This window comes from Candidatus Kuenenia sp., assembly GCF_027493735.1.
Taxonomy (GTDB): domain Bacteria; phylum Planctomycetota; class Brocadiia; order Brocadiales; family Brocadiaceae; genus Kuenenia; species Kuenenia stuttgartiensis_A.
Genome location: NZ_JAOSKF010000023.1, coordinates 58317 through 84965, shown reverse-complemented (window position 1 = coordinate 84965; position 26649 = coordinate 58317). Strand labels below are relative to the sequence as shown.

23 protein-coding genes and 1 pseudogene are annotated in these 26649 nt (G+C 40.9%); 12 read left to right on the top strand and 12 right to left on the bottom strand.

The window, feature by feature from the left end:
* Positions 1-369 precede the first annotated feature (369 nt).
* The 5 genes from M5U24_RS16535 to M5U24_RS16515 all read right to left on the bottom strand — a co-directional run bounded on the left by M5U24_RS16535 (position 370) and on the right by M5U24_RS16515 (position 7629).
* Complete coding sequence (locus tag M5U24_RS16535; protein ID WP_298203042.1) at positions 370-3489, bottom strand: efflux RND transporter permease subunit; 3120 nt, start codon at positions 3487-3489, stop codon at positions 370-372.
* Positions 3490-3582: 93 nt separating this feature from the next.
* Positions 3583-3933, bottom strand: a complete 351-nt coding sequence (locus M5U24_RS16530) for a four helix bundle protein (RefSeq protein WP_099326704.1) — start codon at positions 3931-3933, stop codon at positions 3583-3585.
* A 34-nt stretch (positions 3934-3967) separates the two neighbouring features.
* On the bottom strand, positions 3968-5500 hold the full coding sequence (locus tag M5U24_RS16525; RefSeq protein WP_157820733.1) for an efflux RND transporter periplasmic adaptor subunit: 1533 nt from the start codon (positions 5498-5500) through the stop codon (positions 3968-3970).
* An 80-nt stretch (positions 5501-5580) separates the two neighbouring features.
* Positions 5581-6873 (bottom strand): TolC family protein, encoded by a 1293-nt coding sequence (locus M5U24_RS16520; RefSeq protein WP_099326702.1) that lies wholly within the window; start codon positions 6871-6873, stop codon positions 5581-5583.
* A gap of 360 nt (positions 6874-7233) precedes the next feature.
* On the bottom strand, positions 7234-7629 hold the full coding sequence (locus M5U24_RS16515; RefSeq protein WP_157820732.1) for a hypothetical protein: 396 nt from the start codon (positions 7627-7629) through the stop codon (positions 7234-7236).
* Positions 7630-7960: 331 nt separating this feature from the next.
* Between M5U24_RS16515 and M5U24_RS16510 the strand changes: the two genes are divergently transcribed.
* From M5U24_RS16510 to rhuM, 9 genes are all read left to right on the top strand, one after another.
* On the top strand, positions 7961-8116 hold the full coding sequence (locus M5U24_RS16510) for a hypothetical protein (RefSeq protein WP_164995067.1): 156 nt from the start codon (positions 7961-7963) through the stop codon (positions 8114-8116).
* Positions 8117-8248: 132 nt separating this feature from the next.
* Entirely contained in the window at positions 8249-8530 is a 282-nt protein-coding gene (locus M5U24_RS16505) for a type II toxin-antitoxin system prevent-host-death family antitoxin (protein WP_099326699.1), read from the top strand.
* Entirely contained in the window at positions 8531-8968 is a 438-nt protein-coding gene (locus M5U24_RS16500; protein ID WP_099326698.1) for a type II toxin-antitoxin system VapC family toxin, read from the top strand. It abuts the gene before it with no gap.
* Positions 8969-8993: 25 nt separating this feature from the next.
* The gene (locus M5U24_RS16495) at positions 8994-9632 is read left to right on the top strand and encodes an RNA-binding domain-containing protein (protein WP_157820730.1); all 639 of its coding nucleotides are present in this window, start codon (positions 8994-8996) and stop codon (positions 9630-9632) included.
* Positions 9589-10332 carry an ATP-binding protein gene (locus M5U24_RS16490; protein WP_099326696.1) on the top strand — a complete coding sequence of 248 codons (744 nt, stop codon included), beginning with the start codon at positions 9589-9591 and terminating at the stop codon, positions 10330-10332. The genes M5U24_RS16495 and M5U24_RS16490 overlap by 44 nt, the downstream gene beginning before the upstream one ends.
* 218 nt (positions 10333-10550) lie before the next feature.
* On the top strand, positions 10551-10721 hold the full coding sequence (locus tag M5U24_RS16485) for a hypothetical protein (RefSeq protein WP_164995065.1): 171 nt from the start codon (positions 10551-10553) through the stop codon (positions 10719-10721).
* A gap of 462 nt (positions 10722-11183) precedes the next feature.
* Positions 11184-12953: a transposase gene (locus tag M5U24_RS16480; RefSeq protein WP_099326695.1), complete on the top strand. Its 1770-nt coding sequence runs from the start codon at positions 11184-11186 to the stop codon at positions 12951-12953.
* 59 nt (positions 12954-13012) lie between these two features.
* Positions 13013-13225 carry a DUF433 domain-containing protein gene (locus tag M5U24_RS16475; protein WP_099326694.1) on the top strand — a complete coding sequence of 71 codons (213 nt, stop codon included), beginning with the start codon at positions 13013-13015 and terminating at the stop codon, positions 13223-13225.
* Between the two features lie 407 nt (positions 13226-13632).
* A complete protein-coding gene (gene rhuM, locus M5U24_RS16470) occupies positions 13633-14022 on the top strand; it encodes a RhuM family protein (RefSeq protein WP_099326693.1) in 390 nt (129 codons plus the stop codon).
* A gap of 216 nt (positions 14023-14238) precedes the next feature.
* Here the strand turns inward: rhuM and M5U24_RS16465 are convergent, their stop codons facing one another.
* The 7 genes from M5U24_RS16465 to M5U24_RS16435 all read right to left on the bottom strand — a co-directional run bounded on the left by M5U24_RS16465 (position 14239) and on the right by M5U24_RS16435 (position 23886).
* Entirely contained in the window at positions 14239-14577 is a 339-nt protein-coding gene (locus M5U24_RS16465; RefSeq protein WP_197705255.1) for a YnfA family protein, read from the bottom strand.
* Positions 14578-14705: 128 nt separating this feature from the next.
* Positions 14706-17858 carry an efflux RND transporter permease subunit gene (locus tag M5U24_RS16460; RefSeq protein ID WP_298203035.1) on the bottom strand — a complete coding sequence of 1051 codons (3153 nt, stop codon included), beginning with the start codon at positions 17856-17858 and terminating at the stop codon, positions 14706-14708.
* A gap of 4 nt (positions 17859-17862) precedes the next feature.
* On the bottom strand, positions 17863-19314 hold the full coding sequence (locus M5U24_RS16455) for an efflux RND transporter periplasmic adaptor subunit (protein WP_298203033.1): 1452 nt from the start codon (positions 19312-19314) through the stop codon (positions 17863-17865).
* 34 nt (positions 19315-19348) lie between these two features.
* Entirely contained in the window at positions 19349-20653 is a 1305-nt protein-coding gene (locus M5U24_RS16450) for a TolC family protein (RefSeq protein ID WP_298203030.1), read from the bottom strand.
* Between the two features lie 435 nt (positions 20654-21088).
* A complete protein-coding gene (locus M5U24_RS16445) occupies positions 21089-21466 on the bottom strand; it encodes a hypothetical protein (RefSeq protein ID WP_099326689.1) in 378 nt (125 codons plus the stop codon).
* Positions 21467-21725: 259 nt separating this feature from the next.
* Entirely contained in the window at positions 21726-23180 is a 1455-nt protein-coding gene (locus tag M5U24_RS16440; protein WP_076612121.1) for an IS66-like element ISCku6 family transposase, read from the bottom strand.
* Entirely contained in the window at positions 23170-23886 is a 717-nt protein-coding gene (locus tag M5U24_RS16435; RefSeq protein WP_298203024.1) for a DUF4338 domain-containing protein, read from the bottom strand. Before M5U24_RS16435 ends, M5U24_RS16440 begins: the two co-directional genes overlap by 11 nt.
* A gap of 91 nt (positions 23887-23977) precedes the next feature.
* Between M5U24_RS16435 and M5U24_RS16430 the strand changes: the two genes are divergently transcribed.
* The 3 genes and pseudogenes from M5U24_RS16430 to M5U24_RS16420 all read left to right on the top strand — a co-directional run.
* Complete coding sequence (locus tag M5U24_RS16430) at positions 23978-24148, top strand: hypothetical protein (protein WP_298203022.1); 171 nt, start codon at positions 23978-23980, stop codon at positions 24146-24148.
* Positions 24149-24873: 725 nt separating this feature from the next.
* Positions 24874-25770: a group II intron reverse transcriptase/maturase gene (ltrA, locus tag M5U24_RS16425; RefSeq protein WP_099323530.1), complete on the top strand. Its 897-nt coding sequence runs from the start codon at positions 24874-24876 to the stop codon at positions 25768-25770.
* A 455-nt stretch (positions 25771-26225) separates the two neighbouring features.
* Positions 26226-26606, top strand: a pseudogene (locus M5U24_RS16420) (ISAzo13 family transposase); the annotation flags it as partial.
* Positions 26607-26649: the final 43 nt, after the last annotated feature.

Sequence of the window (26649 nt, the reverse complement as noted above, 5' to 3'; positions counted from 1 at the left end):
TGAAGAGAACTTCTGTTATTACAAGGTCAATACGGTGGGAAACGTCCTTGTAATTTTGTGACAGGTCTTTTCAGCAATATTTGTATCGAGACTGGGAGCATTCCCGATTTTTTGTGACTTCCGCCATGTTTTAATAAAACGTACAGTATGTTAACCCTGACAGGGTTTCAAACCCTGTCAGGGTTGTTTTGCCCCAACTCCATGAACACTTACAAAAAATCGGGAATGCTCCCATCGAGACTCATCCTTCCATTCATCCGGATGTATCCTTTCCCACCCACCCTCTCACCCGGCAATCATCAATCGTACAAAATCGCAGACTGAAGACTGAAGACTTCGGATTTTACCATTAAATATCAAGTATCATCATCATTTTTTTCTCACATTTGAAATGTAGTAAACGGCAGGAATAATGAAGATGTTTAAGAGGGTGGAACTGAGCAGACCTCCTAATATCACTATTGCCATTGGGCTTTGTATTTCATTTCCTGGCAGGTCGCCGGTTATTGCCAATGGAATTAATGCCAAAGCGGTAGTTAAGGCAGTCATGAGAATCGGGTTTAGCCTGTCTAAAGAGCCTTTAATGACGGTTTCATACAAAGCAACGCCTTGACTCTGCAATGTCTGATAGCGTGAAACCAATAATATCCCGTTACGTGTCGCTATTCCAAACAGTGTAATAAACCCGATGATAGAGGGAATACTTATGATTTTTCCTGTAAACCAAATGCTTAAGACGCCGCCTATCAGCGCCAAAGGCAAATTGAGAAAAACAATGCCTGCAAGCCTGATATTTTTAAATTCCTGATAAAGCAAAAGGAATATGATGAATAAAGCCATTAAAAAGGTGAAGAATAATATTTTTGATGCCTTTGCTTCGCTTTCAAATTGTCCGCCATATTGAATGCGGTAATTTTCCGGCAACTGAACAGTATCATCTATTTTTTCTTTGATTTGGTTTACTACGCTTTTTAAATCACGTCCGGCCACATTGGCTGAAACCACAATTTTCCGTTGTACATTTTCCCGGTTAATGGTGTTGGGGCCTGTTGTTGAAACAATATCAGCTATATAATGTAAAGGGATTTTGGATGTTGAATTTTGAATTTTGGATTGTTGGTTTGGATTGATATTGGTATCAATTAAGACGTTGCGGATATTTTCTATTTTGCCCCTGTTTTCATCATTAAATCGTAATACCAAATCAAAACTTTTGTTTCTCTCAAAAACCTGAGATACCTTTTCGCCTGCAAGGGCAACATCAATGAATTCGGCAAATTGACCTATTGAAATACCATATTTAGCCAGCATATTCCGTTTCGCTTTTATTTGTACTTGCGGAATTTCAATCTGCTGTTCCACGCTAATATCCACAAGTCCGTCTATGCCTTCAATGGTGCGCTCTATCTGATTAGCAACAGAAAACATTTTGGATAAGTCTGTTCCGAAAAGCTTAATGGCAATGTTGGCTCTTGTGCCTGAAAGCATATGGTCAATACGGTGTCCTATGGGTTGCCCGATGGTGATGTTCGCTTCAGAGACAGCACTTAATTTCTTTCGAACTTCCTTCATAAATTCATCCTTGCTTCTTTCCGCCAAAACAAAGGGAGCATCAATTTCAGCGGCATTTACACCTTGTGCATGTTCATCTAATTCGGCTCTTCCCGTTCTGCGTGAAGTAATTGAAATTTCTGGCACCGACAGTAGGATATTTTCAATCTTGTTTCCAATTTTATTTGATTCTTCGAGTGATATGCCCGGCATACTGACAGCATTTACCGTTAAAGTGCCTTCGTTAAATTCAGGCAAGAAACTCCGTCCCAAACCAAACATTAGAAAAATCGCCATAATGAACAACACGATGGATATCCCAAGTAATGTCTTTTTAATTTTCATTACCTTTCCTAATGCGGAATTATAATATCGGTGAAGCCCTCTTTCCAGCCAACTGCCTTTTGCCTGCTTTAAAAGCATTTTGTCGTTGGTAAGCATAAAACTGCAAAGCACAGGGGTGAGTGTTACCGCAACAATCAGGGATGCAAACAGAGAAACGATAAAGGAGATCCCCAGAGGCCGCAACATTCTTCCCTCCATCCCGCCAAGAAAAAACAAGGGGATAAAAGCAACAATAATGATAAGGGTCGCATTAAGGATTGATGAGCGAATCTCTTTTGAGGCATCATAAACTACAACAAGTGTACTTTCTCGTGCTTCATTATTTTTTTGTGCATTTTCCTTTAGACGTTTAAAGACGTTTTCCACATCAATAACAGCATCGTCTACCAATGAGCCGATGGCTATTGCCATTCCGCCAAGAGACATGGTATTGATGGTTAATCCCAAAAATTTAAGGGTGATAATGGAAACGATAAGTGAAAGGGGAATAGCAATCAGGGATATAATGGTGGTTCGGAAGTTCATTAAGAACAAGAACATAATGATAACTACAAAGACAGAACCTTCAATTAGCGCTTTTTGAATATTACTTATGGAAGCCTGAATAAAATCCGCCTGACGAAATATATTGGTGTTGATTTTGATGTCGGAAGGCAGGGTTTTGGCAATCTCTGTAATAGCATTATCAATTTTTTTTGTGAGTTCCAGGGTGTTGGTTCCCGGCTGTTTTGCTACGGTCATAATAATTGCCGGACTTGCTTTGAGTGAACCGTCCCCGATTTTAGGGATTGCTCCGCCTATTTTAACCTCTGCAACATCCTCTATTTTTACCGGCACATTAGCAACAACCTTGATTACTGCATTGCCTATTTCTTCCACGCTGTTTGTTCTTCCAACACCTCTTATGATGTATTCGTTGCCATATTCGTTCATAAAACCGCCTGAGGCATTAAGATTGCTTTCTTTACTTGCCCTCAGCAATTCGTTTAAAGAAATGTTGTAATGTTTCATTTTTTGAGGAGAGGCAAGTATTTGGTATTGCTTGTATTCTCCGCCAATTACAATAACCTGCGACACGCCTCCTGTCGCCAATAACCTGGGCCGGATATTCCAGTCGGCAATGGTTCTTAAATCCATTGGTGTTGTATTTTCCGATGATAAACCGATAAGCATAATTTCACCCATGATGGATGATTGAGGGGCCATTGTAGGGTTTCCGACTCCCAGTGGTAGCTTTTCTGCAATGATTGTCAGTTTTTCACTAACGATTTGTCGTGCCTTAAAAATATCTGTTCCCCACTCAAACTCTATCCAAACAATTGATATTCCTGCGGCAGATGATGACCTTACCCTGCGTACATTGGTGGCGCCATTGACTGACGTTTCAATTTGAAAGGTTACTAATTTTTCGACTTCTTCCGGAGCCATTCCGTGCGCTTCGGTTAACACTACTACCGTTGGCGCAGTAAGGTCAGGAAATACATCAACTTCCATTATGGATGCCGTATAAATGCCAGCTATTAAAAGCAGTGCTGAGGCTGCCATAATCATTAAGCGATTATTTAGGGCGTATTGTATAATTTTATTTAACATGGTAGAAATTTTAGATTTTGGATTTTGGATTTTAGATTTTAAATTTTAATTTACTGACTGTTTATTTTTTGTTTAAAATTTAACATTCATAATTCAAGATTTCCTCTGGGTAGTTTTTACAATAGCAGTAATAATGTTGATTATAGTTTCAATGTCATTTAATTGAGTTGTAAATTCTAATTTAACCAACTGGCTCTTTTGAAGTAACCTTAACCAGTATCGGGTCTCTCTTGCTTCCTTTGATGCAAGTATCATTTTAGCTGCAAAATCTTTTCTTGAATGTGCTGCAATCGCCTCTTCTATATTTGCACCAATACTTGTTCCACTCCGGAGAATTTGTTTCGACAAAACATATTCCTTTTGTTCAGTCATTTTTTTATACAGCTCGATAATGCTTAAAGCAAAATCAAAGGTTTTCTCAAGTATTATATTGTCCTTTTTCATTGAAATTGTCCTTAATTTAAAATTCAAAATTTTATCAGTGTTCGTGTCCATGAGCAGGCATTTTACCTGACATTGTTGCTAATTTTATTTGGTAGGCTCCTTTAGTGACAACTCTTTCGCCTTCCTTTATACCTGCTAATACCTGTACATTCATACCATCATTGACTCCGGTTTTTAATTCACGCTTTTGAAATCCCTCACCCGATGTTTGCACATATGCAAAGTAATTTCCCTGTTCCTCTATGAGCGCTGAATAAGGAATTACTAAAGCATCTCTAATTACATTGGTTTTTAGAAGCACCTCTACGAATGAACCAGGAATGATTTCACCATTATTGTCAATCTCAAAGTTTACCGGAATATAATAAGCGTTGTTGTCGGCACTTTTTCCATATGAAACGAGCTTGCCGTTTAAGCTGTCAGTGCGGTATATTTTACTGTCATAGGCAGTTATGAAATTCGCTGATGAAATACTGTTGAGTTTTGAGAAATGCTTTTGAGGCACTTCGGCTTTTAAAATGAGTTTGCGGTTTTGGAAAACGATGGCGATGAGTTGCCCGATTCCAACATGCTCTCCTTCGCTTATCACCACATTTTTTATATACCCTTGTATTGGCGACTTGATTTTGTGTCCACCAGCAGTGTAGTTGGTTTCAATAGTATTAAAAGTGGTTTGGGCATTTTTGTATTGGAGTTGTGTTTCCTGAAAGTGTTTTTGTGAAATGATATTGTCTTTCGCCAACTCTGTGGCTCTTTCAAAATCTATTTTACTTTTTTCATAGTTATTTTTTGCTTCTTTGTATTTCGTGTCTAAATTACCTTCTGTTAAACCGGCTCCTGAAATTACAAATAATGTTTCGCCTACATTTACAGCAGAACCGATCAGTTTTTTATTGTTTCCGAATGTTATGATACCGCTGCTTTTTGCTGTTATAGTTATCTCGTCTCCCCGTGCAGGCAAGATTTGTCCTGTGGTTTTGATTATTTCTGTAAAGGGCTGTCTTTTTACTTCCCTATTGGCAAAATCTATCTTCCATGCCTGCTCTTTCAGGTAAACAATTTCTTCGTTGATTGTTTGTTCCTGTTGATGTAACAGTGCGGTTTTTGCGTCAGGGTAAACAGTGATGTTTTCTATCATGATTTTGTCGGAAAATTCCTTAGTACGGATGTCAAAGACCAACTGATATGTGCCGGGTTTTTCAGGATTCAAAGCCAATCGGAATATGCCCGGAGATGATGGTTTTTCGGCTTTATCCGTTAATGGCCTCTCGTTTCCGATCAGGCGGACTGTTACGGAACCTTCTGTTACTGCTTTGAAATTTTCTCCTAATCGGGTAAAGTGTGCAGCAAACTTTGAGGTTTTCCCTACGATCAAAGGTTTAAACTCTACAAACAGTTCCATTTTGTCTGTGTAGAGGGTGTAAGCAAGCGGTTCAGGCTCTACGTCTGTATGTACTTCGTCTCCGTGCAAATGACCGTGTTCGGCATCAACGTGTTTATGATTGTCATCATTACAGCCCGCTAATAAGCCTGCAACGATGACGAATGAAATGATTATTTTATTCATAAAGAACGTTCTTAGCATGTAAGTATCCTTGTGTAAAAAAGGTTTTTAATTTTTCAGTAATTTAAGTGGTAAATATGAAATTATTTAATATCAGAAATCTTAACTCCGACAAGTCTTTCAATTTCTGTTATTGAAGTAAAAAGATCGTTTAAAGCCTTTAAATATGAAACATTTGCGGTCACCAATGTTCGTTGGGCATCTAATACTTCAAGGAAATCAAACTCACCATGTTCATATCCCTGTTTTGACATCTTCAAAGATTCTTCAGCCTGTGGGACTATCGTGTCAATAAAAGAACGAACCAGTTCACGAGTTGAAGCGTACATAGAATAAGCATTGTCCAATTGAAGTAATAATTTGTTTCTAGCGGCGGCCTCATCATCTTTTGACTTGTGTGACAATTCTTTTGCCTCGATAATATTGCCCTGGTTTCTATTGAAAAAAGGTAAAGGAAGGCTTATTCCAGCCTGGATTGTATCGTCATCTGTTGCTGAAAGACGCTTATATCCTATAGATACATCAATATCCGGGATCATTTTTCTTTTTGCCTCTTTAACCTTTAATAACGAAAGGTTGACAATACTTTTTTGCGCTTGTAACTCAGGATAATTTTTTAATGATAACTCCTCTAGTTTTTCCAATTTGAGAAGCGGCGCATCGGTAACAGGAATAGGAACAAGCTTTTGTAAAGGAGCCCCTGTTGTCCCCATAACAGTTTGCAATCTCTTAGTTGCATTAAACATATTCCTTTCAGCTTCGACTACAGTTGTTTTTGCGTTGGATAATTCAACTTCCGCCTTAAGAACTCCCAACTTTGATATATCACCAACTTTAAACTTTTTGTCTGACAGGTTTTTCAAGCTCATTGCTATTTCAACGGTCTTTTTTGCAAGGTTTAATTCGTCTTGCGCTGTGAGAAGATCAAAGAATGCCTTTTTCGTCTGTGCTGTAATATTCCAGATGGTAGTTTGTACATCAAAGCTTAGGATATTTTTTTCCTTTTTTGCCACATCTGTTCTTAGTCCTCTTTTGCCGCCAATCTCTAATTTTTGCGATAATGAAACCATATTTTGGCTTTGATTTAACCCTATTTCTTCTGTGGGTATCTCTTCTGTTAACAGCGTAATCTCCGGATTTGGCATTAATTGAGCCTGTTTTATCTTTCCTTGGGCAGCACCTACGGTATGTTTCTTTGACATAATGATGGGGTTATTATTGATTGCAATATTTACAGCGTCTTCAATGGTTAGATGTTTTTCTTTCTGTTTGAATTCCAAATCAGAAGCAATCACTAAAGTGGTATTGAAAGATATTGCAAAATGCGTAACGATAAACAGATGAATTGCAATACTTAAAATTTTAAGAAAATTCATTTTATTACTCCTATTTATGGCATGAGACCTTTTTATGTTGACCGGGTAAAAGACAAAGCATGAACAATAAGAGAATAAACAGGCCGCTCCTACGGAGCTAACCAACTGTATGGAATATAATCTCTATCTACTACAAACAGTATGCTCCTGATGGAGCTAAAAGGATAATTTGTTTGTAAAAGTCCCGTAGGGACGAACTGTTTGTAATAACGGAAATTGATTAAATCAATCAAAGCTCCATAGGAGCGACCTGTTTGTCGATGATGCTTCCTTATAGAAAAATAAAGTCGATGAAAATGACGCTATTTTCCGAAAGAAAACAAATTTGCGAACAAAGGGAAATGTGGTAATACGAATTGTTTAGATAAGATAAGCAGAATTGAGTTGGTATATTTTATTGGAGGAAGAAGATTGGCGGAAAGATAAGAAATGGAAATTCTTTGAAGAAATGCAGATAAATAGGTCATCTGGTTGAAGTGAAAAACGAGAAAACAAACATGGTTTAATGGCGTGAATCGTCTTGGCGGAATTGGAATGGTTTGCAGGTAAATAATCGAAAGACAAAATATCCTTTGCGTCTTTATGGTCAGTTTCTCCTGGGCCATGATCTCCGGTGGTATGATGAACATGAACAGTACCGTGTTCAAAATGAAGTTCATGTTCGTGTGTGATAATCTTGCCCATAGTGGCATTCGATAAACAGAATGCAATGGATACTAAAATTAAAAGAAGTTTGGCTGTTTGTATTTTTGTCATCAGAGATTTTGCAGAATGAAATATTAAAAATATTTTTACTAATGCAAAATATAATTCATAACATCCCACAGTGTCAATAATTTTTCGTTATCCAGCCGTGATTCCTGCCGGGTTACAAACCTGGTAACCGTTCATGAGGTCAGGAAAAAACAACACTGACTAGGTTACAAACCCTGTCTGGGTTGTTTCGTCCTGACCCCATCATTAACGGTTACAAAAAAACGGGAATGCTCCCGGCTGGTTATCTGTAATTAACTTAACAATTCATTCGTTTGAAACTGAAGACCAAATTTTGTTATGTAGCGTAATGGCACATAGGCAGATAAAGGAAATGGAAAAGAAACGAAACACCATGCGTTTAAATTTGTATCAGACACAGGATGACGTGGATAATAAAAAAAACCAATTAATTAAAGAAATTGAGGCGGGGTTGAAGCAGAAGATTGAACAAACAGAACTGTTTACTATCAGATGGAAAGTTATATAATCGTAAATAGATTATGATAGTTGTGGCGCACACCGCTATAAATGAAATGCCCTGAAGGTCTTTAAAAACAAATTGACACAGAAGGTATAAACAGATAAATTGTAGTAACATAACTACAAAAGGAGGACTGATATGCTGCAAGTTGGATTAAGGGAAGCAAATATGCACTTTTCAAAATATCTGAAGTTAGTCAGAGAAGGGCAGGAGGTTGTTATAACGGAGAGGGGAAACCCTGTTGCCGTTATCAAGCCGATCATGAAAGAGGGGACGCCGGACGATAAGATCAAAAGTTTGGAAGATCGGGGAATATTGCGAAGGGCTGTTAAAGGGAAGTTGCCGCTTGGCAGGACTATTGCGATTACAGGAAAGCCTTTATCCGAAACCATCATAGAGGGAAGGGAAGAGAGGTTTTAAATGAACCCGCCCTGGATATATATTGATACAAGCGCATATCTGAAGATATTCCTGAAGGAAGAGGGGTCGGACAAGGTAAGGAAACTGGTCAAAGAAAACAGACTCCTTGCATCCGCCATTCTTACGAGCGAGTGTTTTTCAGCCTTCTCAAGGCGAAGGCAAGGGAAAGAGATAGATGATAAGACCTTTGACAGGTTAGTGAACCGCGTGAAAAAAGACTTGCCGTATCTTGAAATAGTCAGACTTACAGACGATGTATTAAGGAGGACTGAGGAAATTCTATTGCATTCAAGTGCGCGAACCCTTGATGCTATCCACATAGCCTCGGCGCTGCTATTTCAGGAATCAACAGGAATAGCGCTGACATTTATTACCTCTGATAAAAGACAGGCAGAATTTACCAACGATAAAGGGTTAAAGACTGTTTTTATTGGTTGAACTGCTGAAGATGGGGAGATATCCAATGACAGATGCTGACAAGATAAACATTCTGATTAAAGAAGGCGAAGGCTTAACGGTTGAGTTTAAGGAGAGATACACGCCAAAGATTGACCGTGATATTGTCGCCTTTGCCAATTCAAAAGGCGGTTTATTGCTTCTCGGTATTGATGATAGAGGAAAGGTTGTTGGTGAGAAACTGACCAATAAAATGAAAGCAGAAATAAATGCTATTGCCAGGAACTGTGATCCGTCAATTCACATTAAGAAAATCCATCAAGAGGGAAATATCGTTGTTGTTGAGGTTGCCGAGGGAGATGAAAAGCCTTATGGTTCATCTTCCGGTTATTACAGACGGCTTGACGCAGTGACACAGAAGATGACTCATCGGGAGGTGCGGTCTCTTTTTCGTGAAACCGATAATATCTCCTTTGAGGATATCCCTTGCAGAGATTTAAGCCTTAAGGATATTTCGCTTATGAAAGTTAAATCATTTTTGCGTGAAGCAAATATGTCTTACAAGGTCAGCAAGGCAAATCTTGCCTCCTTTCTCACAAGTCTGAGCATTTACAGGAAAGACAAAATCAACAATACAGGGGCTTTAATGTTTTCTTCCAAAGTTGAAAAGTTCATCCCTCGCAGAAAGCATCTTTGCATCTTTTAAGGGAACGGATAAAACGAATATTTATGACAGAAATGATGTGAAAGACGACCTCTTAACCCAGTTTAATGGAGCCGTTGCATTTTTAAAGAAACATTTAAACGTTCGCAGTGAAATTCGGGGTTTTGACCGCTTTGACATTTATGAGATTCCTTTAGACGCCTTAAGGGAGGCAGTTGTTAATGCTATAGTCCACAGGAATTATACGATTAACGGAACAAGTATTTATGTAAGAATATTTGATGATCGCGTGGAAATAGAAAACCCCGGCGGATTGCCTGATGGAATTACAAAGCGGGATTTCGGCAAGCCATCTGTAAGAAGAAATCCGATTATTGCCGATCTGTTCCATCGCATGGGTAAAGTTGAGCGTATGGGTTCTGGTATCGAGCGTATGAGAGAGCTTATGCGCGAGGCCGGACTGAAAGAACCTGTGTTTGAAATGGATGCGTTCTTTCGGGTCATTTTTTACCGTGATTCAAGGTATTCTCTTAAAGCGGGGAAAGATATTACCCAGAAAACTACCCAGAAAATTATAGAAGCTATCGCTAAGAAATCAGATATCACTCAAAAAGAACTGGCTGAACTTATTGGAATAACTGATGATGGAATAAAATATCATATAACCAGACTTAGAAAAAAGGGGATTCTCAAACGCATCGGTCCCGATAAAGGCGGGCATTGGGAGATTGTTGATGGGTAATACACAACGATTAGAACTTATATAGATAGGCAATGACGAGCATTTTAGCTTTCAGCCTTTTTGGTAGGTTACGTTCCAAGAGATTTGTGCCAATGATAGATGCATTGTAGGTATTGAAATCCTCGATGCGTCACACCATGTAATGCTGGACAGGCTTTTACACGTAAAATACGAGCTTTCAAGGGCATAAATTTGTTCCCAGTAACTTATGTGCCAACATGAAGACAATAACCTTAAAAAGCGACTCTCCGGAGACTGTGGCTCCTCTTTTAAAAAACGCAGTGGAGAGGGAAGAGAAAATCATTATGGATACCATCAGGAAGAGTAAGGAGAAGATTAACTCTCTCACAAAAACGCTCGGAGTTGATACTGGTAAGTTAATGAAGTGAGATGTTGAACATACAGAGACCAACGACATGCAGTTTATTGAACTTGAAGGGGAGATTGAAATTTTAAAGCATCTTGAAACTGAACTGATTTAACACCGATTTTCACACACACATAAACCATCATAATACACCCCTTAAAGTCGTCTGTGTTTGAAGGCTGCAGAGCGATGAATTTATTTTGCCCTTACCTTGTAAACTTATATTACAAAATAGTCTATGCCTTGTATTTCATTACTTGCCTGTTAGTAGTAACAAATTACATTTTTAAATCAGGGCATTTTTGCATTATTCGGGAATTTCAGCAAATTTTGGGATTTTAGGGTGATAATATGATGAACAAAATGCTTGATTGATGATTATAAGTGTGCTACAATTCTGAATATTAACCAATTAGCAAGCGCAAATACCTCTCAAATAGAAGGTATTTGACGGTATTATCAGTATTCAGCAAGAATATTACAAATGCATAATCATCATAATAACACCCTAATACATGGCAAACTTAATCTAGTTTCATATTTCAATAATCCTGTTTCACAAAGACAAAAACAATATGAAGCAGTAAGGGCCATTGTAATTGACAAACAGGCAGTTGAGACTGTAGCAACAAAATTTGGTTACAAGCCAGGCACGGTTTATTCTTTAATGAGAGACGTTAATGCAGGGAAAATAGAACTTTTCCCTATCGTGCGAAAGGGCCCTAAAAAGAAAAGGACTACTTGTGATGTTCAGGATAAAATTATCAAATACAGGAAACAGGGACTATCGACAACCGACATCCATAGCCGCCTTGCGGAAGAGGAGATCAATATATCTGCAATCACAGTAGAACGTATTCTGAAAACCGCAGGGTTCGGCAAACTAAAACGCAGAACGAATAATGAACTTGGAAAAACTCTTAAAAACAAAATCATACCGGAACGTTCGGAACACCTGGATTTTGAGATACTCGAATATCTTAATGTGGATTGCCCCACGGCCGGGGTTTTCTTTTTTATCCCTTATATCATAGAATCCGGTATCCTTGATTTGTTGCAGGAATGTAAGTTGCCTGAATCAAGCGATATTGGATCGACGCAAGCCTGTCTTTCCATGTTACTGCTGAAATTAATAGGCGAGAGGAGGCTGACCCATATTTGTGCTTATGACCAGGAACCTGGCTTTGGAGTTTTTGCCGGATTAAACGTTCTTCCGAAGCCTACATACATGAACACCTATTCATGCCGTTGCTCTGAAACTCAGTTGATGAATTTGCAAAGCAAAGTTGTTTCGCTTTTCAGGAAAAAGTATCCGGACTTTTATAGTAGCGACTATATAAATCTTGATTTTCACTCGATCCCGCATTATGGGGATGAATCCGAAATGGAAAAGATCTGGTGTGGGTCTAAGGGTAAGACCATGAAAGGCGCTAATACCATCATTGCGTCTGATAGTAAAAGCAATGCAGTTTTATATACAAGAGCTGATATACTACGGCGCGAAGAGTCGCAAGAGGTTAAAAAGTTTGTAAGTTACTGGAAAAATATAAAAGGCAATGTTAGCGAAACACTTGTTTTTGATTGCAAGTTTACGGCTTACAATATCCTTGACGATCTTGAAAATGACAAGGTAAAGTTCATAACGCTTCGTAAACGTTATGCCGGCCTTGTGAAGGAAACATTGGTACTTCCAAAGGAGGTATGGAAAAAAGTTTATATTCCGGTTCCAAAGCGAAAGTATAAAAACGTCTCAGTTTATGAAAGCGAAGTCAGGCTTAAAGATTGTAAAAACATTTTCAGGCAAATAGTGGTGAAAGATCACGGACGGGAGAACCCTACATTTATTTTAACCAATAGCAAAGAGCTGTCCTTACAAAGGGTATTGGAAGTTTACGCTAAACGATGGCGGATAGAAAACAAAATAGCCGAACTGGTAATGTTTTTCAATCTGAACTCTCTGTCTTCACCTATTATGATCCGTATTCATTTTGACATTCTATGGACAATGATTGCTGATACCCTGTATCATCGATTCGCATGCGACCTGAGACGTTTTGAAAATAATCTTGCCCCTGCAATATTCAGGAAGTTTATTGATATGCCGGGGAGGGTCGTTTATGACGGTGGTAAGTTTTTTGTGAAAATAAGAAAAAGAGCACATACTCCGGTTTTGATGGAAGTAAAAAAATTACAAACTCCATTCGCTGTTCCATGGCTTGGAGGAAAATCTATTGAAATTGTCTGGACGGCATGATTAGGGTGTTTTTATGATGGTTTTCATGCCTGTGAAAATCGGTGTTAAAGGAGAACCTTATGAAGAAACAGGAGAAAGGTCATATTGTATGTGACCCAAAAATTCTTAATGGAAAGCCTATTATCAAGGGCACAAGAATCTCTGTGGCTCTGATACTGCAGAATATTACTTCAGGTATGACCAGGGAGGAAATCCTCATGGGTTATCCAAAACTGACAGAAGAAGGATTGGATGCAGCTCTGGATTTTGCCACTAGACAATTCCAGGGATAAGAGGTTAATGTTTTTGCAAATAAAGAGTAACCATGAAAATACTCGCAGATGAAAATATACGGTTGAATTGCAAAAAATATTACTGAAGTTATGAACAACGAAAAAGTGCTATTGAATACTGAAAAATCATTTATGATCGTACTTTCCGAATCTGGATATAGAATTCATAGACATCAGGATTAAACAATCATCTGCAGTAGAGAAGAAGAGCGCGAGGCGGAACTGATGCGGAAGGGGGATAAGTCGTGAGAAAGAGCGCAATAGAGATTTTAAACACCCAGGTAGAGACGCAAGATTTTGCGTCTCCATGGATGAATGAGAGTTTTAGGAAGTTTGGGGTATGAAGAAACAATATTCAAATATAAAATTCGGAAATTTTGTAGAGATACAACCAATAGTAAGGATTAATAAAGATACAAATTGTAGCTTCATACCTTCTGAAAAATATCTATGAAAGCGGCGAAATTGATCATCCGGCAACTTGTAAGGATTTCTTACAAGTTCAACAAGAAGGAAACAGAGAGGTAAAAAGAAGCGCCTCCTTTTATTCATTGGAAGCAATTATTGCGGTTGGTTACCGTGTCAATTCTGAAAGAGGCATCCAGTTTAGGCAGTGGGCAACAGAAATCCTCAAAAGCTATATCCACAAAGGTTATGTGCTGGATAGCGACAGATTCAAATATGGCTCCCGATTCAGCGCCAGATATTTTGACGAACTTTACGAAGAAATCAAAGACATCCGCTCCAGCGAGAGGATGCTTTACCAAAAAATTACAGACTTCCTTTGTAAGGAATAATTTCAATAGTAAACATCCTAAATAAGTTGACATGAATCCGTCATTGCGAGCGACAGCGAAGCAATCCATGCCATGAGATTGAGGAGCCTGTTCCGAACGAAGTGAGGAATCTTACCAATAGTTTGCTTCGGCTTTGCCTCGCAACTGTTCCTCCTCGCAATGACAACTTTCTTTTAGCGTTTACTATAGTATTTAGTAACCGTTCAATAAAACATGTTATCCCCGTGGCCAGTACATGATGATAACCACACCAATAAGGGCAATAAGACCACCGATCAGATCAAATTTATCCGGAGCTATCTTATCAACCTGCCATCCCCATAGAATGGAGAGAACTATGAATACACCACCATAGGCGGCGTATACACGGCCAAAGTTTGCAGGCTGGAAGGTTGGTATGACTCCGTAGATAACCAGTACTATCGCTCCGAATAAACCAAGCCAAATACTCTTCTCCTCTCTTAGCCAGAGCCATACGAGGTATCCGCCGCCTATTTCGCAGAATCCGGCAAGGATAAAGAAGAAAATGGACTTTGTAATCTCGATCTTTTCCATGGTTTTCCTCTTTTGCGTTAGAAATCTTTTCTTTCACAAGGTACTATAGCGATTCTTCAAGGTGACGTACCTTACTCCTAAGTTCCTATTCTTTTCCGCAACCTCTGTAATCTCTACGGAAAATTATTTTATGTTGTCTCTATCTTTTTTGGAAACCATTCGTAGAGAGCGGGAATAACAAAAAGGGTAAGGAATGTTGAAAAACATAACCCCCCAATGATAACGGTGGCAAAGGGTTTTTGCACTTCCGCACCAACATCGGTGGATATGGCCATAGGCATAAACCCGATAATATCGGTTGTAACGGTCATCAGGACGGGTCTGAGCCGTGTTAATGCACCCTCTATAACAGATTCTTTCATCCTCATACCACTTTCCCGTAATTCATTTATATAAGAAACCATAACCGTACCGTTCAATACGCACAAGCCGAAAAGGGCAATAAATGCTACCCCCGCAGTTATACTGAGGTGCATATCACGTAAGAACAATGCAATAATCCCACCCGTCGCCGCAAAGGGGACGTTAATATAGATAAGGATGGCGTTTCTAAAGGAATTGAAGCTTGTATAGAGGAGTATAAAAATGAGACCCATGGCGATGGGAACGACAACTGCCAGGCGTTTCCTTGCCTGTTGCATATTTTCAAACTGGCCTCCCCAGTTCAGATAATATCCGGCAGGAAGTTCAACGTTTTCCTGTATATTCTTTTGCGCCTCAGCGACAAAACTCCCGATATCCCTGCCGCGGACGTTGCATTCCACCACAATGCGGCGTTTTCCGTTTTGACGGCTTATCTGCGCAGGTCCTTCTACTACAGAGATATCGGCCAACTGGCTTAGCGGCACCCGCACGCCGCTGGGAGCGCTCACCAGGATATTTTTTATCTTCTCAACATCATTCCTCGTTTCCTCAGTATACCGTACTAAAAGATCAAATCTCATTACGCCTTCAAGTACCTGAGTGGCTGCTTTACCACCAATGGCTATTTCTATAATATCCTGTACGTCTGAGACGTTGATGCCATAACGGGCAATTGCCTTGCGGTCAATTTCTATCTCTATCGCAGGCAAACCGGTTACCTGTTCCGTCCTTACCTCGCTGGCGCCAGGGACAGACGTAATAACCGCATTGATCTCCCCTGCCTTTGGGAGTAATATTTCGTAGTCTTCACCATACAACCAGATAGCGATATCCGAGCGAACGCCGGCAATCATTTCGCTGACCCGGAGTTCTATGGGTTGAGAAAAGCTATACCTCATGCCGGGAATCTTTTCCAGGTCTTCTTTCATTTTTGCAATGAGCGCTTCCTTTGTCCATCCTTTACGCCATGTACTCTTTGGTTTGAGTATGACAAATACATCGCTGATTTGCTGACCCATAGGGTCGGTTGCTATTTCCGGCCTTCCAGTCTTGGATACTACGGTTTTCACCTCAGGGTATTTCAAAAGGGTCTTTTCTATCAACTTACAGCTCTCCACCGATTCCATCAGTGAGATACTGGGGAGCCGATTGACATTTATAGCAATAGCGCCTTCGTCCAGTTTCGGTATAAACTCGGAACCTAAAAATTGTACAAGAATAAGGCTTAAAAAGAAGCATGAAGCAGCGGCAATGGTTGTTATCACTGGATGGGCTATCGTCTTTTGTAATAAGGGGCCATAATACCTTTTTAGAAATCGAATAACACGATTATCCGTTTCTTCCGATGATACTTCTGTTACCAGACTATGCGTATCGTTTCCTTTCGATTGAAGGGAGGATACCTTCATCTTATGGGCTTTTATGCCTTTTTTAAAAACCACGGAACATAAGGGCGGCATAATAAATAGGGCAACAAAGAGAGAACTAAGGAGGGCAATGGCCATGGTGAAGGCCATAGGTCTGAACATCATGCCTTCAATACCCTGCAGGGTCATAATGGGTAAATATACGATAATAATAATGGCGATAGCAAAGAGAATGGGACGGGCTACTTCTTGTGCAGAAGAGCGTATTACCAGGTCGGAATCGCCGGTTTTCTTTCTGAGAGAAAGTCTTCTGATAATGTTTTCCACCATAACGACAGGGCCGTCAATGATCATGCCAAAATCAAGAGCGCCCAAACTCATTACGGTAGCCGCAATGCCCAGATGATACATACCGGTAAAGGTTAAAAATGCCGTGAGCGGAATAGAGAACGCAAGCAAAAGTGCCCCTCTCAAATTTCCCAGGAAAAGAATAAGCACGCCAATTACCAGGAGAACACCTGTGCCAATGTTGGTAAATACCGTGTGAATAACATTGTTGACCAGGCCTGCCCGGTCATAGAACGGGATCATATCAACACCTTTCGGCAGGCTTTGTCTGATCTCTTTTACCTTCTGTTTTATCGCCTCCACAACAGTGCGGCTATTTTCCCCTTTTAGCATCATGGCAATGCCTGTTACTACTTCCCCTTTGCCATCCTTGGTAACGGCGCCATAGCGGACCTCTGAGCCCAGCTTTACCTCCGCCAGATTTTTAACATAAACGGGGGTACCTTCCCTTGTGGCATGAACTACAATATTCTCAATGTCCTGTATGGTATTGATCAGGCCAATTCCCCGTACCAGATATTGCTCCGAGGCATGTTCTATGTATTGCCCGCCGGCATTGACATTGTTGGCGGTCAGGGCATCAAATACCTGGCGAAGGGTAACGTTGTAAGTGATAAGTTTATTCGGGTCGATTAATACCTGGTATTGTTTTACAAAACCGCCAAAGCTGTTCACCTCGTTGACGCCCGGGATAAGCAGCAGTCGTGGGGTAATCATCCAGTCCTGAATGGTCCTCAGTTCCATGGCGTCCTTATTCTCAGCGGTAACTACATATTGATAGATTTCGCCAAGGCCGGTGCTGACCGGTCCCATTTCCGGTTGGGCGTTTAAGAGTTGAGGGAGTTGTTCCTTTGCAGTTTGCAACCGTTCCAGCACCAGTTGGCGGGCAAAATAAATATCGATGTTGTCTTCAAAAAAGACAAGCACCTGGGAAAGCCCGGTTTTTGAAAGTGACCGTATTTCTTTCACCCCCGGCAAACTGCTCATGGAGAACTCGATGGGAAACGATATGAGTTTTTCCATTTCAACCGGTCCGAGCCCCGGCACTTCGGTATTGATTTGTACCTGGTTGGGTGATATATCGGGGACTGCGTCAATGGGCAGCTTTTTCAGATAAAATATACCGAGTCCGATAATGGCGCATACGGTAAGAATAATCAGAAATTTCTGCTGTAATGTACCTTCAATCAGTTTGTTCAACATACGTTTAATGTCCTCCACATCCTTCGCCAAATTTTTCTTTCATCGTTTCGGATTTAAGCAGGAAACCTCCTTTGACAACCACCGGGTCGTTTTCCTCTAAACCACTGACGACTTTTACATACCCGTTCAACCGCGTTCCCAGTATCACGTTGCGCCGAATGAAATAGCCGTCTTTGAGTGGCACAAAGACGAATCGCTCCTGCCCATCAACCTGTACCGCTTCTTCCGGTAATCCAACAGCGCTTTTGGCATCATCTACCTGAAGCAGCACCCTTGCAAACATACCGGGTTTCAATTTTTCGTGATGATTAGCAACCTCGATACGGACCTTTACGGTGCGTGTCTTTTCGTCTATGGTATTCCCGATATAAGTCACGTTCCCTTCGAACTGTTCTTCCGGATAAGAAGCTACCGATACCATCGCCTTATTTCCCATTCTTACCTTTGGAATATCCTTCTCATAGACGTCAAACCATACCCACAGTTGTGTGAGGTCTGCGATGGTAAGCATCGGATCAAAGGCATTTTTGAGTTCGCCAACCGCGACCTTCTTGTCAATAACGGTTCCATCAAAAGGGGCGGTGAGCGTAAATAACGAAGATACATGTTTCTCCGCTTCTGCCGTGTGCTTTATATCCACTTCTTCCTGATCCATCAGGAGCAGTTTTTCCTGCATCTGTCTAATGCTCCCTTCTTCCTGACCCATGAGAAGCAATTTTTCCATCAGGGCATTTAATTCTATGTGTGACTGTTCGTGGGCATTCTCCGCATCAAAGAAATGTTTTCCCGAAGTAATATTTTTTCCGTAAAGTTCCTTTTCTCTCGAATAATTCTTTTCCGCCAGTTTCAGCATGGCCGCAGCCTTCAGGTAATCCGCCCTTGCTTCGCCGAGTTCTATACTATCCAATAGCGCTAATTTCTGCCCTTCCTTTACCTGATCTCCCCAATCAACAAATACTTCTTTCACTACCCCTGATATTCTTGGCGAAACTATAACAAAACGATCCTGGTTGGGTCCCACTTCTCCGGTTGCCTCATGCGTAATACCAATATCCATGGGCATTCCTTTGCCAATGATAACGATTTCATCCAAAAGAGACGGGTCAACCTTGACGACGCCAACTTCATAACGGCATTCATCACATTTGATAATTGATACATCATGTTCGCATTCTTTTTTCAAAAGTTTTTCGTAGAGTTCATGCCCAGAATCAGTACTATTCAAAAAATTTTCCCCGGCTGAAGTACTATGATCATGATTATTTTCATCTTTGTTTGTCTGTTCCCGGATATGTTCGTCTTTTTCCCCACACGACTTTTCGCATGCATGTTCATCTTCTCTCTGGGCAAAAGTATCTGTTACCGGTAAAAAACTGATAAAGAAAAGAATAATACCCCATAAAATAATGGTTTTACGAGGGTTGTGCATCCGTAAATAAATACAATAATTCACCATGTTCTCCTTATAAGAAAGTGTCATATGCTCATTATTATTTCCCTATTTTGATAACTGCCAGTCTTTCGATATCGGCTATTATCAGGTTTAGTTGTTTTATTACATCGATATATGATACCCTCGTATCTGCCCAGATTCTCTGAGTATCCAGCAGGTCTATATAATCGAACTCACCCTCTTTATAGCCATTTGTAATTAAGGAGAGGGCCTTTTCTGTGCCTGGCAGAATCTTGTTTTTAAATTCAATGAGGCGTCTCCTTTCAATATTGTACAGGTTGAAATTCTTTTTTAACTCGAACAGCATTTGCTGATAAACCGACATGCTTTCGTTTTTTGCCTTTCTCGAAAGGGCTTTGCCTTTTTGTATGTTTCCCTGGTTACGGTTGAAAAAAGGGGCGGGTATCCCCAGGCTGAATTGAATGGTATCAGCGTCTTCCTGCGAAAGTCTTTTATATCCTGCAGATACGGTGATATTCGGTATGGCCTGTCTTTGTTCCAGCAGTAACCCGGCTTCCGCTATTTCTATATTCTTTTCAGACACCCTGAGAAGCGGCTGATTATTTTTCATACTCTGTTCAAGTTCATGAAACGACAATTCCATGGGTGTCGTTATCAGTTTTCCGGTGATATCAAAATCGGTTGCCTCCGGGATACCCATGATCGTTTGCAATTCCCTGAAAGAGTTTTGCAACTCTCCTTCAGTCCGGGAAACCAGATTTTTTGCCTTTGAAAATTCCACCTCTGCCCTGAATACATTGGTAAGTGCAACCTCTCCCGCTTCAAACCGTGTCTTTTCACTTTCATAAATATCTTTCGATATCTTTTCCGTTTCCTTTGCTACCGAGTGACTTTCCTGACCTGCTAACACCTTGTAAAATGCCTTTTTTGTATCAGCAATAACACTGAGGAGAAAGGAATCCCGTTCAAATTCGTTTTTCTCCTTTGCTTTTTCGCTTACTTTTATTGCAAGGCCTCTTTTCCCTCCGGTAATGATGGGCTGGGTTATTGATACCTGGTTTTGGCTCTCATTCAACCCTATCTCATCTGTAGGCATTTCTTCCGCCAGAAAGTTAATTACCGGATTTGGGTAGAGTCCAGCCTGTTTCAATGAGCCAATTTGTGCTTCTACCTGATCTTTCATTGATTGCAGTTCTGGGTTTCTTTCAAGAGCAATGTCTATTGCCTCTTTAAGAGAAATTGCTTTAGCCGGTGTTTGTATATCGTTCCCACAGACGATTTCATGGCAAGCGCTAAAGTAAATAAATGAGCAAACAAGAAGAAGATGATACTTGGAAATACACCGTTGAAAATTATGCCTGTTAAAAAAATGTGTGAACATACCATGCCCTTTTGTAAAAAAATACAATTAAATAGTATCAGTTCAATAAATAGGTAAACCCGCACAAAGGTAAGCAGCTATAAGGTTTATACGAAGAATGTAAATGCATTACCCCTATTTATTGAGACAACACGGGAAAGTGCCATTTGTAGTGCGGCGAGCCTCGTCGCACTACATGAATTTAACGTAACTTCTCAATAAATTAAGGTTTTTATAATAATTTCCACAGTCTACAGTCTACAGTCCACAATTTGCCGTCTGTAGATTGCCGGTTGCCGACTGCCGACTGCTAATTGTTGATTGCCGACTGTACAGCATTCCAGTACCTGCATGTCAAATAAACTGATAACATACCGGTAGAAAAAGATTATGCTATTGCCATTTTGGGGAAATAGTGTCCCTGTGAAGCGTTAAAATTAAATAATGAGTAGAAAATCAGAAAGGTTCTGCGATTGTTCGCGGTGGGCGAAATATAATGGTTTGAAAAATAGCGTTAAAGCGGTTTGTAGGGATGAACGCACAATTGCCAATGAGGTCCATGTGCGTATTTGAATGATAATGGGATGTGTATAAGATAAGATTATGTGCGCAAAGCACACAACAGGTGGAACAGTGTGAAGCATTTCCGGGGGCAGCAGTATGATCATTATCATAGGAAGAGACAACAGAAGGTTCTTCATTGCAATGTGAAGTACCTTCTTCCGTGCATCCCAATAATAAACAATCACCCGGCAATATGCATAAGAGAAACCACACTGCCAGAATGCTATAGAATACTTTTCTTAATAAAGACTTCCGGGTAAAAAATTTCATTTTTTCTTTTCGTACAATAACGACAAAAATACTCCATTAAGCGTATGATGAAGGTTGTCAATCTTTACGTTTTCATAATAATCCACAAACAAATAGAAATGCAAGTTCTAAAAATAATTGTAACCGTTCACAGGGGGCATACGGATTCCATCCATGCATTTGTAGTTGAGACTGAACGGTAATTTTATAACACAATACGAGATCCATGTGCTATAGAAAAGTTGAGCGGATAGCTGCTGGACAAGGAGGGGTATGATTGTCAGGAGGAATCGGGTAGTAGTGAAGGGGGAGGCTGATCACAAAAAAATGCTTTGACCGCCTCCAGGATGAAATTGAAAGCTGACCGGCCTTGCAAAGAACATGTCGCTATAACAGTCCATAAACGTTCGTTGCTCTGTCTTCCCTTTTCGCTGCGCGTACCCTGCGTTACATGACGATCTATCACCACAAACCGTATAGCTTGTTCTGCCACATTGTTGGTAGGATCTATGCCAGGTGTTGTGATAAATTCAAAATATGCTTTTCCATGACGACGAAAGCGATTTGCCATATTTTGGGCTTCCCTTTTCTCCTCTTTACCATTTTTGTTCAACTTGCTTGGAACATTGCTTAACGCCGCCGCGATGATTTGTTCTTTGGCATACTCGAGTGCAGACGTAAAGGTTTCTGACGTCATGCTTTTACGGTTATGAATGACTTTAAACATGTTTTTGACTTCATCGAGGAGTTTTTGGCCATAAACCTTTGTTTCCCGGTCCTTTAAAGTGGTTAAGAACCGGATATCCCGAATCAAATGGGCAATACAAAACTGTATTGAGACGTTAAAATCATTCATGTACTTCCGATATGCAGAAAAATAGTCACAACCCAGCACCCCGTTAAACTCTTTACCCAAAACGTCGATCAAGACCTTTGAACCACGGGACTTGTCAATCTTGAAGAGCACGTAAAGATCGGCTTTGAAAACCCATGTCCAGAATTTATCGCCATTTTCCTTATGGCCGGTTTCGTCTAAATTTACGACTGTCTCTAAAGGAAGACGATTGAGCAATTCGTTGTACGGAGCTTCAAGAGACCGGGATACCTTACATATGACTTTACGCAAATATCCCCGGGATATCTTTTCTCCAAGGACATCTCTGATATACTTCCTGATGGTAGAAAATGATGCGTGGAGGACATTTTTCATGTAGGCTATCAGCGATGTTAAGCGTTCTTTGAACAACCCCTCTTTATAAACGTCAGGAGGGAATGGCATATAATGAGTCTTGAGACATGTCTGACACCATACCGGATATGAGCGGTGTTCTTCTCTACTCAAAGGGACTTCAATCAATTCAACCTGTTGAATGACACGCGGTTTGCCGTCCATTATGGCGACTTCCCCTTTGCAGTCCGGACAGGCAGGTAATATGTAGGAATGAACCTTATCAATCTCTTTGTCAGAAAATAATGGACGCTCATGTTTCTTGTGTCCGGGTTGTCCTCCTATTTTTCTGGTACTCTTCTTTTTCTTCTTATTGGGCTTTGTAATATCATCGGAAGAAGGCCGTTTGCCGGAATTGGAGGAGTTCTTTGAAAGCCTGGCGACCTTGGCTTCCAGGAGAGTTATCTGCTCTTTTTGAGATTCAACAGTGTTGCTTAAATCACACAGTATTTTGATTACAACTTTAGGCCCTGCATTATACAATGCCAATGCGTCATCAGGCGTCATAGCATAACTCCCGGCGAAAATGTTTAGTCAGGGGATAGACATAAACGGCCTTTTTGGAAAGTAGCGGTTCGCGCGATTTACTAAGTTTGCCCAGACCAGTTGTCTGGCCCACACATATCCAGTTATCTGCCTTGTAGCAGGTACCATGATATCGTTCTGTGTCCACAAAGGTTTCAAGTAGATAAACCGGATGGTTGTATAGATCTTGCCAATCTTGTGACAGACGCCGACGGTTAGATGCCAGCAGATATGAGGCTAAGCATGATACCTGTACCCATGGCAGGATCAAAAAACGGAGATTATTGGCGATCAGGTGAAGATTCCTTTCTCTGGCCTTTTTACTCCAGCCAATAAAACGATCTCTCGCACCGATATACCATGGCGCAGAGCCCCATGCCAGACATGCAACGGGGCGGCCACCGGAAAAGGCCATATATTTGAGGTGCTCTCCAATGGGTTGGGTATAGCCAAGATAATGGTATTCGCTTACAAGACCATTGAATATCTTCTCAAAGGGAGTTCTGCGAACCTGCTCAAGGTTGATGGGAAACAGATCGGCAAGAGAACCATAAATGGACGTGTTGTCGACTGTTACTCCGGATGGTTTCTTTCGTTCTGCAAGCGGGTTGGCAGGAGTGAATTTCCTGTGTGGCAGCTTAATGAGGCCTTTTGACTCCAATACAAGAAGCAGGCTTCGGCAGACCATATCTTTAAGAACACCATTCGACTGCCGCCAGTCCCATTCCCTGCAAACTTCCTAAGAAATGAAGCGTCTGCTTTTGCCAGGATGCGCCTCAATGATCCGCCTGATGGTCTCGATATCTTCCGGGGAGACTGACCGCCTCCGATATGTTATGGTTGTTTCCATTCCCGAAACTATAAATCATCAGGAACCGGAACGCAACTTTTTTTCTAAAAAAATTACGGCGCAGCGGGCAACTCTAAATTATTGCCATTATTGCCCGTGAACGGTTACAAAAAAAGAATGCGGTGATAGAGGTGTGTGTGCCTTGAAGTATGGAATACCTGAGTGGTTGAAAATACCACCTCTGCGAGCCTAATCCTCGTAGAGAAGTTTGTGCCTATGCGCACACAATGGAGCAATCCGTATGCGTAGAAAGATAGCATATACCCGTGAGGGGTATGACGGAGTTACGAGGTACAGACGACCTTTTGGGGTGTATGAGTGTGGCGTGTTATTCCGTGCCAACTGCCATTTCTCAGCGAAGCACTGACAATGTCCTTTGTTGGAGATGGATAAACAGATTAAGTAAAACCATCTCTGGTTAATGCGTTTGAACATACATCACGAAGGGAAAAGGGGTAATCCATATGACCGGGGGAGGACTTACGCCTTGGGCAAAATTCCCTAACAGCAAGGTATAAGGAAATTCCGAAGTCCGAGCTGTATGAGATGGTGATAGACAAGCTTCTCTCACAAGTCTATCTTTGAAGTCGTCAGCATTGCTCATAATAGTTTCCGGTGTGAATCGGAAATGAAAGGGGCATAACCGTAGTGGAATTGATGAAAGTGGCAGATTGAATACGTTCAATGAGAAAAGAAACTCTTTTGCGTAGGTAAGCAGTAACAAGAGCCTCTCTTGTTTTTGCCTATGTTTGGGAGAATCCGTACCCAGGAAACACGATTGACAAATCTATTATCCGTAATCAATCGAAAGGAATATATCGAGAGATGCTTAAGTATCATTCATTAAGAGACAAGGTGTTTAGTCTGAAAAACCTTTATGCTGCTTTCAAACACGTAAAGAAGAATAAAGGCAAAGCTGGTCTTGACAGGGTAAGTATTAAGCAATTTGAGTCCAATCTTGATGTGAATATCATGAGTATCCATCAGGAACTCAAGACTGCCATATACAACCCTGCGCCTGTCCTGCGGGTATACATCCCCAAAGGCAGGCATGACAAGAGACCTCTTGGCATTCCCATTGTTAAGGACAGGATTGTACAGCAGGCGTTCAGGCAAATCATAGAGCCAATATTTGAGAAAGGATTCTCAGATAACAGCTTTGGATTTCGCCCTGACAGATGCTGTCACGATGCTATCAAACGGCTTGAACAGTATAAGCAGGAAGGGTATACCAGCGTCCTTGATGCCGATATAATGGCATTCTATGACACCATACCCCATAAGCTTATTATGGACTCCTTACGTGAGAAAATCGCTGATGGATGGGTTTTGAACAGTATTGAGAACATGCTCAAAGCAGGGGTCATGGAGGACGGCATCGTGCACGAGACAAACAAAGGCACTCCGCAAGGAGGCGTCATTTCCCCTTTGCTTGCAAACCTTATCGGTGACATCATCGACAAGGAACTTGAAAAGGCTGGATATAAGTTTGTCCGATACGCCGATGATTTCGTTGTCATGACTAAAACAAAAGATGAACTCCCAGCCGCCCTCAGCTATGTCAAAGAAATCATTGCAGGGAAACTTGGAATGAAGCTGAGCGAGGATAAAACCAAGCTCACCAACTTCGAAAGAGGTTTCAGGTTTCTCGGATACGATTTCAAGGGCAAGTATAAGGGTATAAGCACGAAATCACTGAACAAACTCAAGAGCCTGTCCTGAGCCTGCCGAAGGAACAACATCAGAGACATCACCAGACGTACACAGGGCGTCAATCTGCAAGCCATTGTTGATACATTAAACCCTGTAATTCGTGGGCATGTCAACTATTTTCGGCTGGGCAATGTACAAAAGGTATATCGCTCATTAGACTGTTGGGTACGCATGAGACTGAGATGTTTCAAGTTCTCAAGAAAATGGAGAACAGACAACAAGCGTTTCCCTGTTCACCGATTCTTTAAAATGGGGTTACTCTCATTCGAAAGAGAATTTCTTAAGGCGTGTGCTAAAGCATGATGTTTGACTTTTCTCTGTTATAGAGCAACACTTCGGGGTCGCTGACTACGAGAAAGACGTATGGTTTAAAAAGGATGCTTTGTCACGTTGTCCAAAGTATCTGGCGACGAGTGGGGGTTGGAGGCTAATGGCCTCCAGCCTACCAGCTAAGCGTATGTGCAACAACAGTTAGCAAGCTTCTTAAGGACATGGATTATTCTCTGAGGGTAAATCGCAAAACGATAGCAGAGACACGTCATCCGGACCGTAATAGACAGTTTGAAATTATTAATGAGACAAAAAAGTATTTTGAAGATTCTGGTCAGCCAATAATCAGTGTTGACAGTAAGAAAAAGGAATTGATAGGTAATTTCAGAAATGAGGGCAAGGCGTGGACAAAAATAGTAAACGAGAGTTTTGGCCTGCATGATTTTCGTTCTCAGGCAATTGGTGTTGGATGTCCGTTTGGTATCTATGAATTGCTGACTAATCTAGGGACAGTTATTGTTGGTACGTCCTATGACACACCCACGGCGCTGTCAAAGTTTTCCATAAGCACATAATATACAAAGATATGTAAAAAAACGTGGACATTCCCCCTAAAAT

Excerpts from the sequence above, each read along its gene's own strand:
- M5U24_RS16535 (WP_298203042.1), bottom strand. The coding sequence starts at position 3,489 with ATGTTAAATAAAATTATACAATACGCCCTAAATAATCGCTTAATGATT.
- M5U24_RS16530 (WP_099326704.1), bottom strand. The coding sequence starts at position 3,933 with ATGAAAAAGGACAATATAATACTTGAGAAAACCTTTGATTTTGCTTTA.
- M5U24_RS16525 (WP_157820733.1), bottom strand. The coding sequence starts at position 5,500 with ATGAATAAAATAATCATTTCATTCGTCATCGTTGCAGGCTTATTAGCG.
- M5U24_RS16520 (WP_099326702.1), bottom strand. The coding sequence starts at position 6,873 with ATGAATTTTCTTAAAATTTTAAGTATTGCAATTCATCTGTTTATCGTT.
- M5U24_RS16515 (WP_157820732.1), bottom strand. The coding sequence starts at position 7,629 with ATGACAAAAATACAAACAGCCAAACTTCTTTTAATTTTAGTATCCATT.
- M5U24_RS16510 (WP_164995067.1), top strand. The coding sequence starts at position 7,961 with ATGGAAAAGAAACGAAACACCATGCGTTTAAATTTGTATCAGACACAG.
- M5U24_RS16505 (WP_099326699.1), top strand. The coding sequence starts at position 8,249 with ATGCTGCAAGTTGGATTAAGGGAAGCAAATATGCACTTTTCAAAATAT.
- M5U24_RS16500 (WP_099326698.1), top strand. The coding sequence starts at position 8,531 with ATGAACCCGCCCTGGATATATATTGATACAAGCGCATATCTGAAGATA.
- M5U24_RS16495 (WP_157820730.1), top strand. The coding sequence starts at position 8,994 with ATGACAGATGCTGACAAGATAAACATTCTGATTAAAGAAGGCGAAGGC.
- M5U24_RS16485 (WP_164995065.1), top strand. The coding sequence starts at position 10,551 with ATGAAGACAATAACCTTAAAAAGCGACTCTCCGGAGACTGTGGCTCCT.
- M5U24_RS16480 (WP_099326695.1), top strand. The coding sequence starts at position 11,184 with ATGCATAATCATCATAATAACACCCTAATACATGGCAAACTTAATCTA.
- M5U24_RS16475 (WP_099326694.1), top strand. The coding sequence starts at position 13,013 with ATGAAGAAACAGGAGAAAGGTCATATTGTATGTGACCCAAAAATTCTT.
- M5U24_RS16465 (WP_197705255.1), bottom strand. The coding sequence starts at position 14,577 with ATGGAAAAGATCGAGATTACAAAGTCCATTTTCTTCTTTATCCTTGCC.
- M5U24_RS16460 (WP_298203035.1), bottom strand. The coding sequence starts at position 17,858 with ATGTTGAACAAACTGATTGAAGGTACATTACAGCAGAAATTTCTGATT.
- M5U24_RS16455 (WP_298203033.1), bottom strand. The coding sequence starts at position 19,314 with ATGGTGAATTATTGTATTTATTTACGGATGCACAACCCTCGTAAAACC.
- M5U24_RS16450 (WP_298203030.1), bottom strand. The coding sequence starts at position 20,653 with ATGTTCACACATTTTTTTAACAGGCATAATTTTCAACGGTGTATTTCC.
- M5U24_RS16445 (WP_099326689.1), bottom strand. The coding sequence starts at position 21,466 with ATGAAATTTTTTACCCGGAAGTCTTTATTAAGAAAAGTATTCTATAGC.
- M5U24_RS16440 (WP_076612121.1), bottom strand. The coding sequence starts at position 23,180 with ATGACGCCTGATGACGCATTGGCATTGTATAATGCAGGGCCTAAAGTT.
- M5U24_RS16435 (WP_298203024.1), bottom strand. The coding sequence starts at position 23,886 with ATGGTCTGCCGAAGCCTGCTTCTTGTATTGGAGTCAAAAGGCCTCATT.
- M5U24_RS16430 (WP_298203022.1), top strand. The coding sequence starts at position 23,978 with ATGATCCGCCTGATGGTCTCGATATCTTCCGGGGAGACTGACCGCCTC.
- ltrA (WP_099323530.1), top strand. The coding sequence starts at position 24,874 with ATGCTTAAGTATCATTCATTAAGAGACAAGGTGTTTAGTCTGAAAAAC.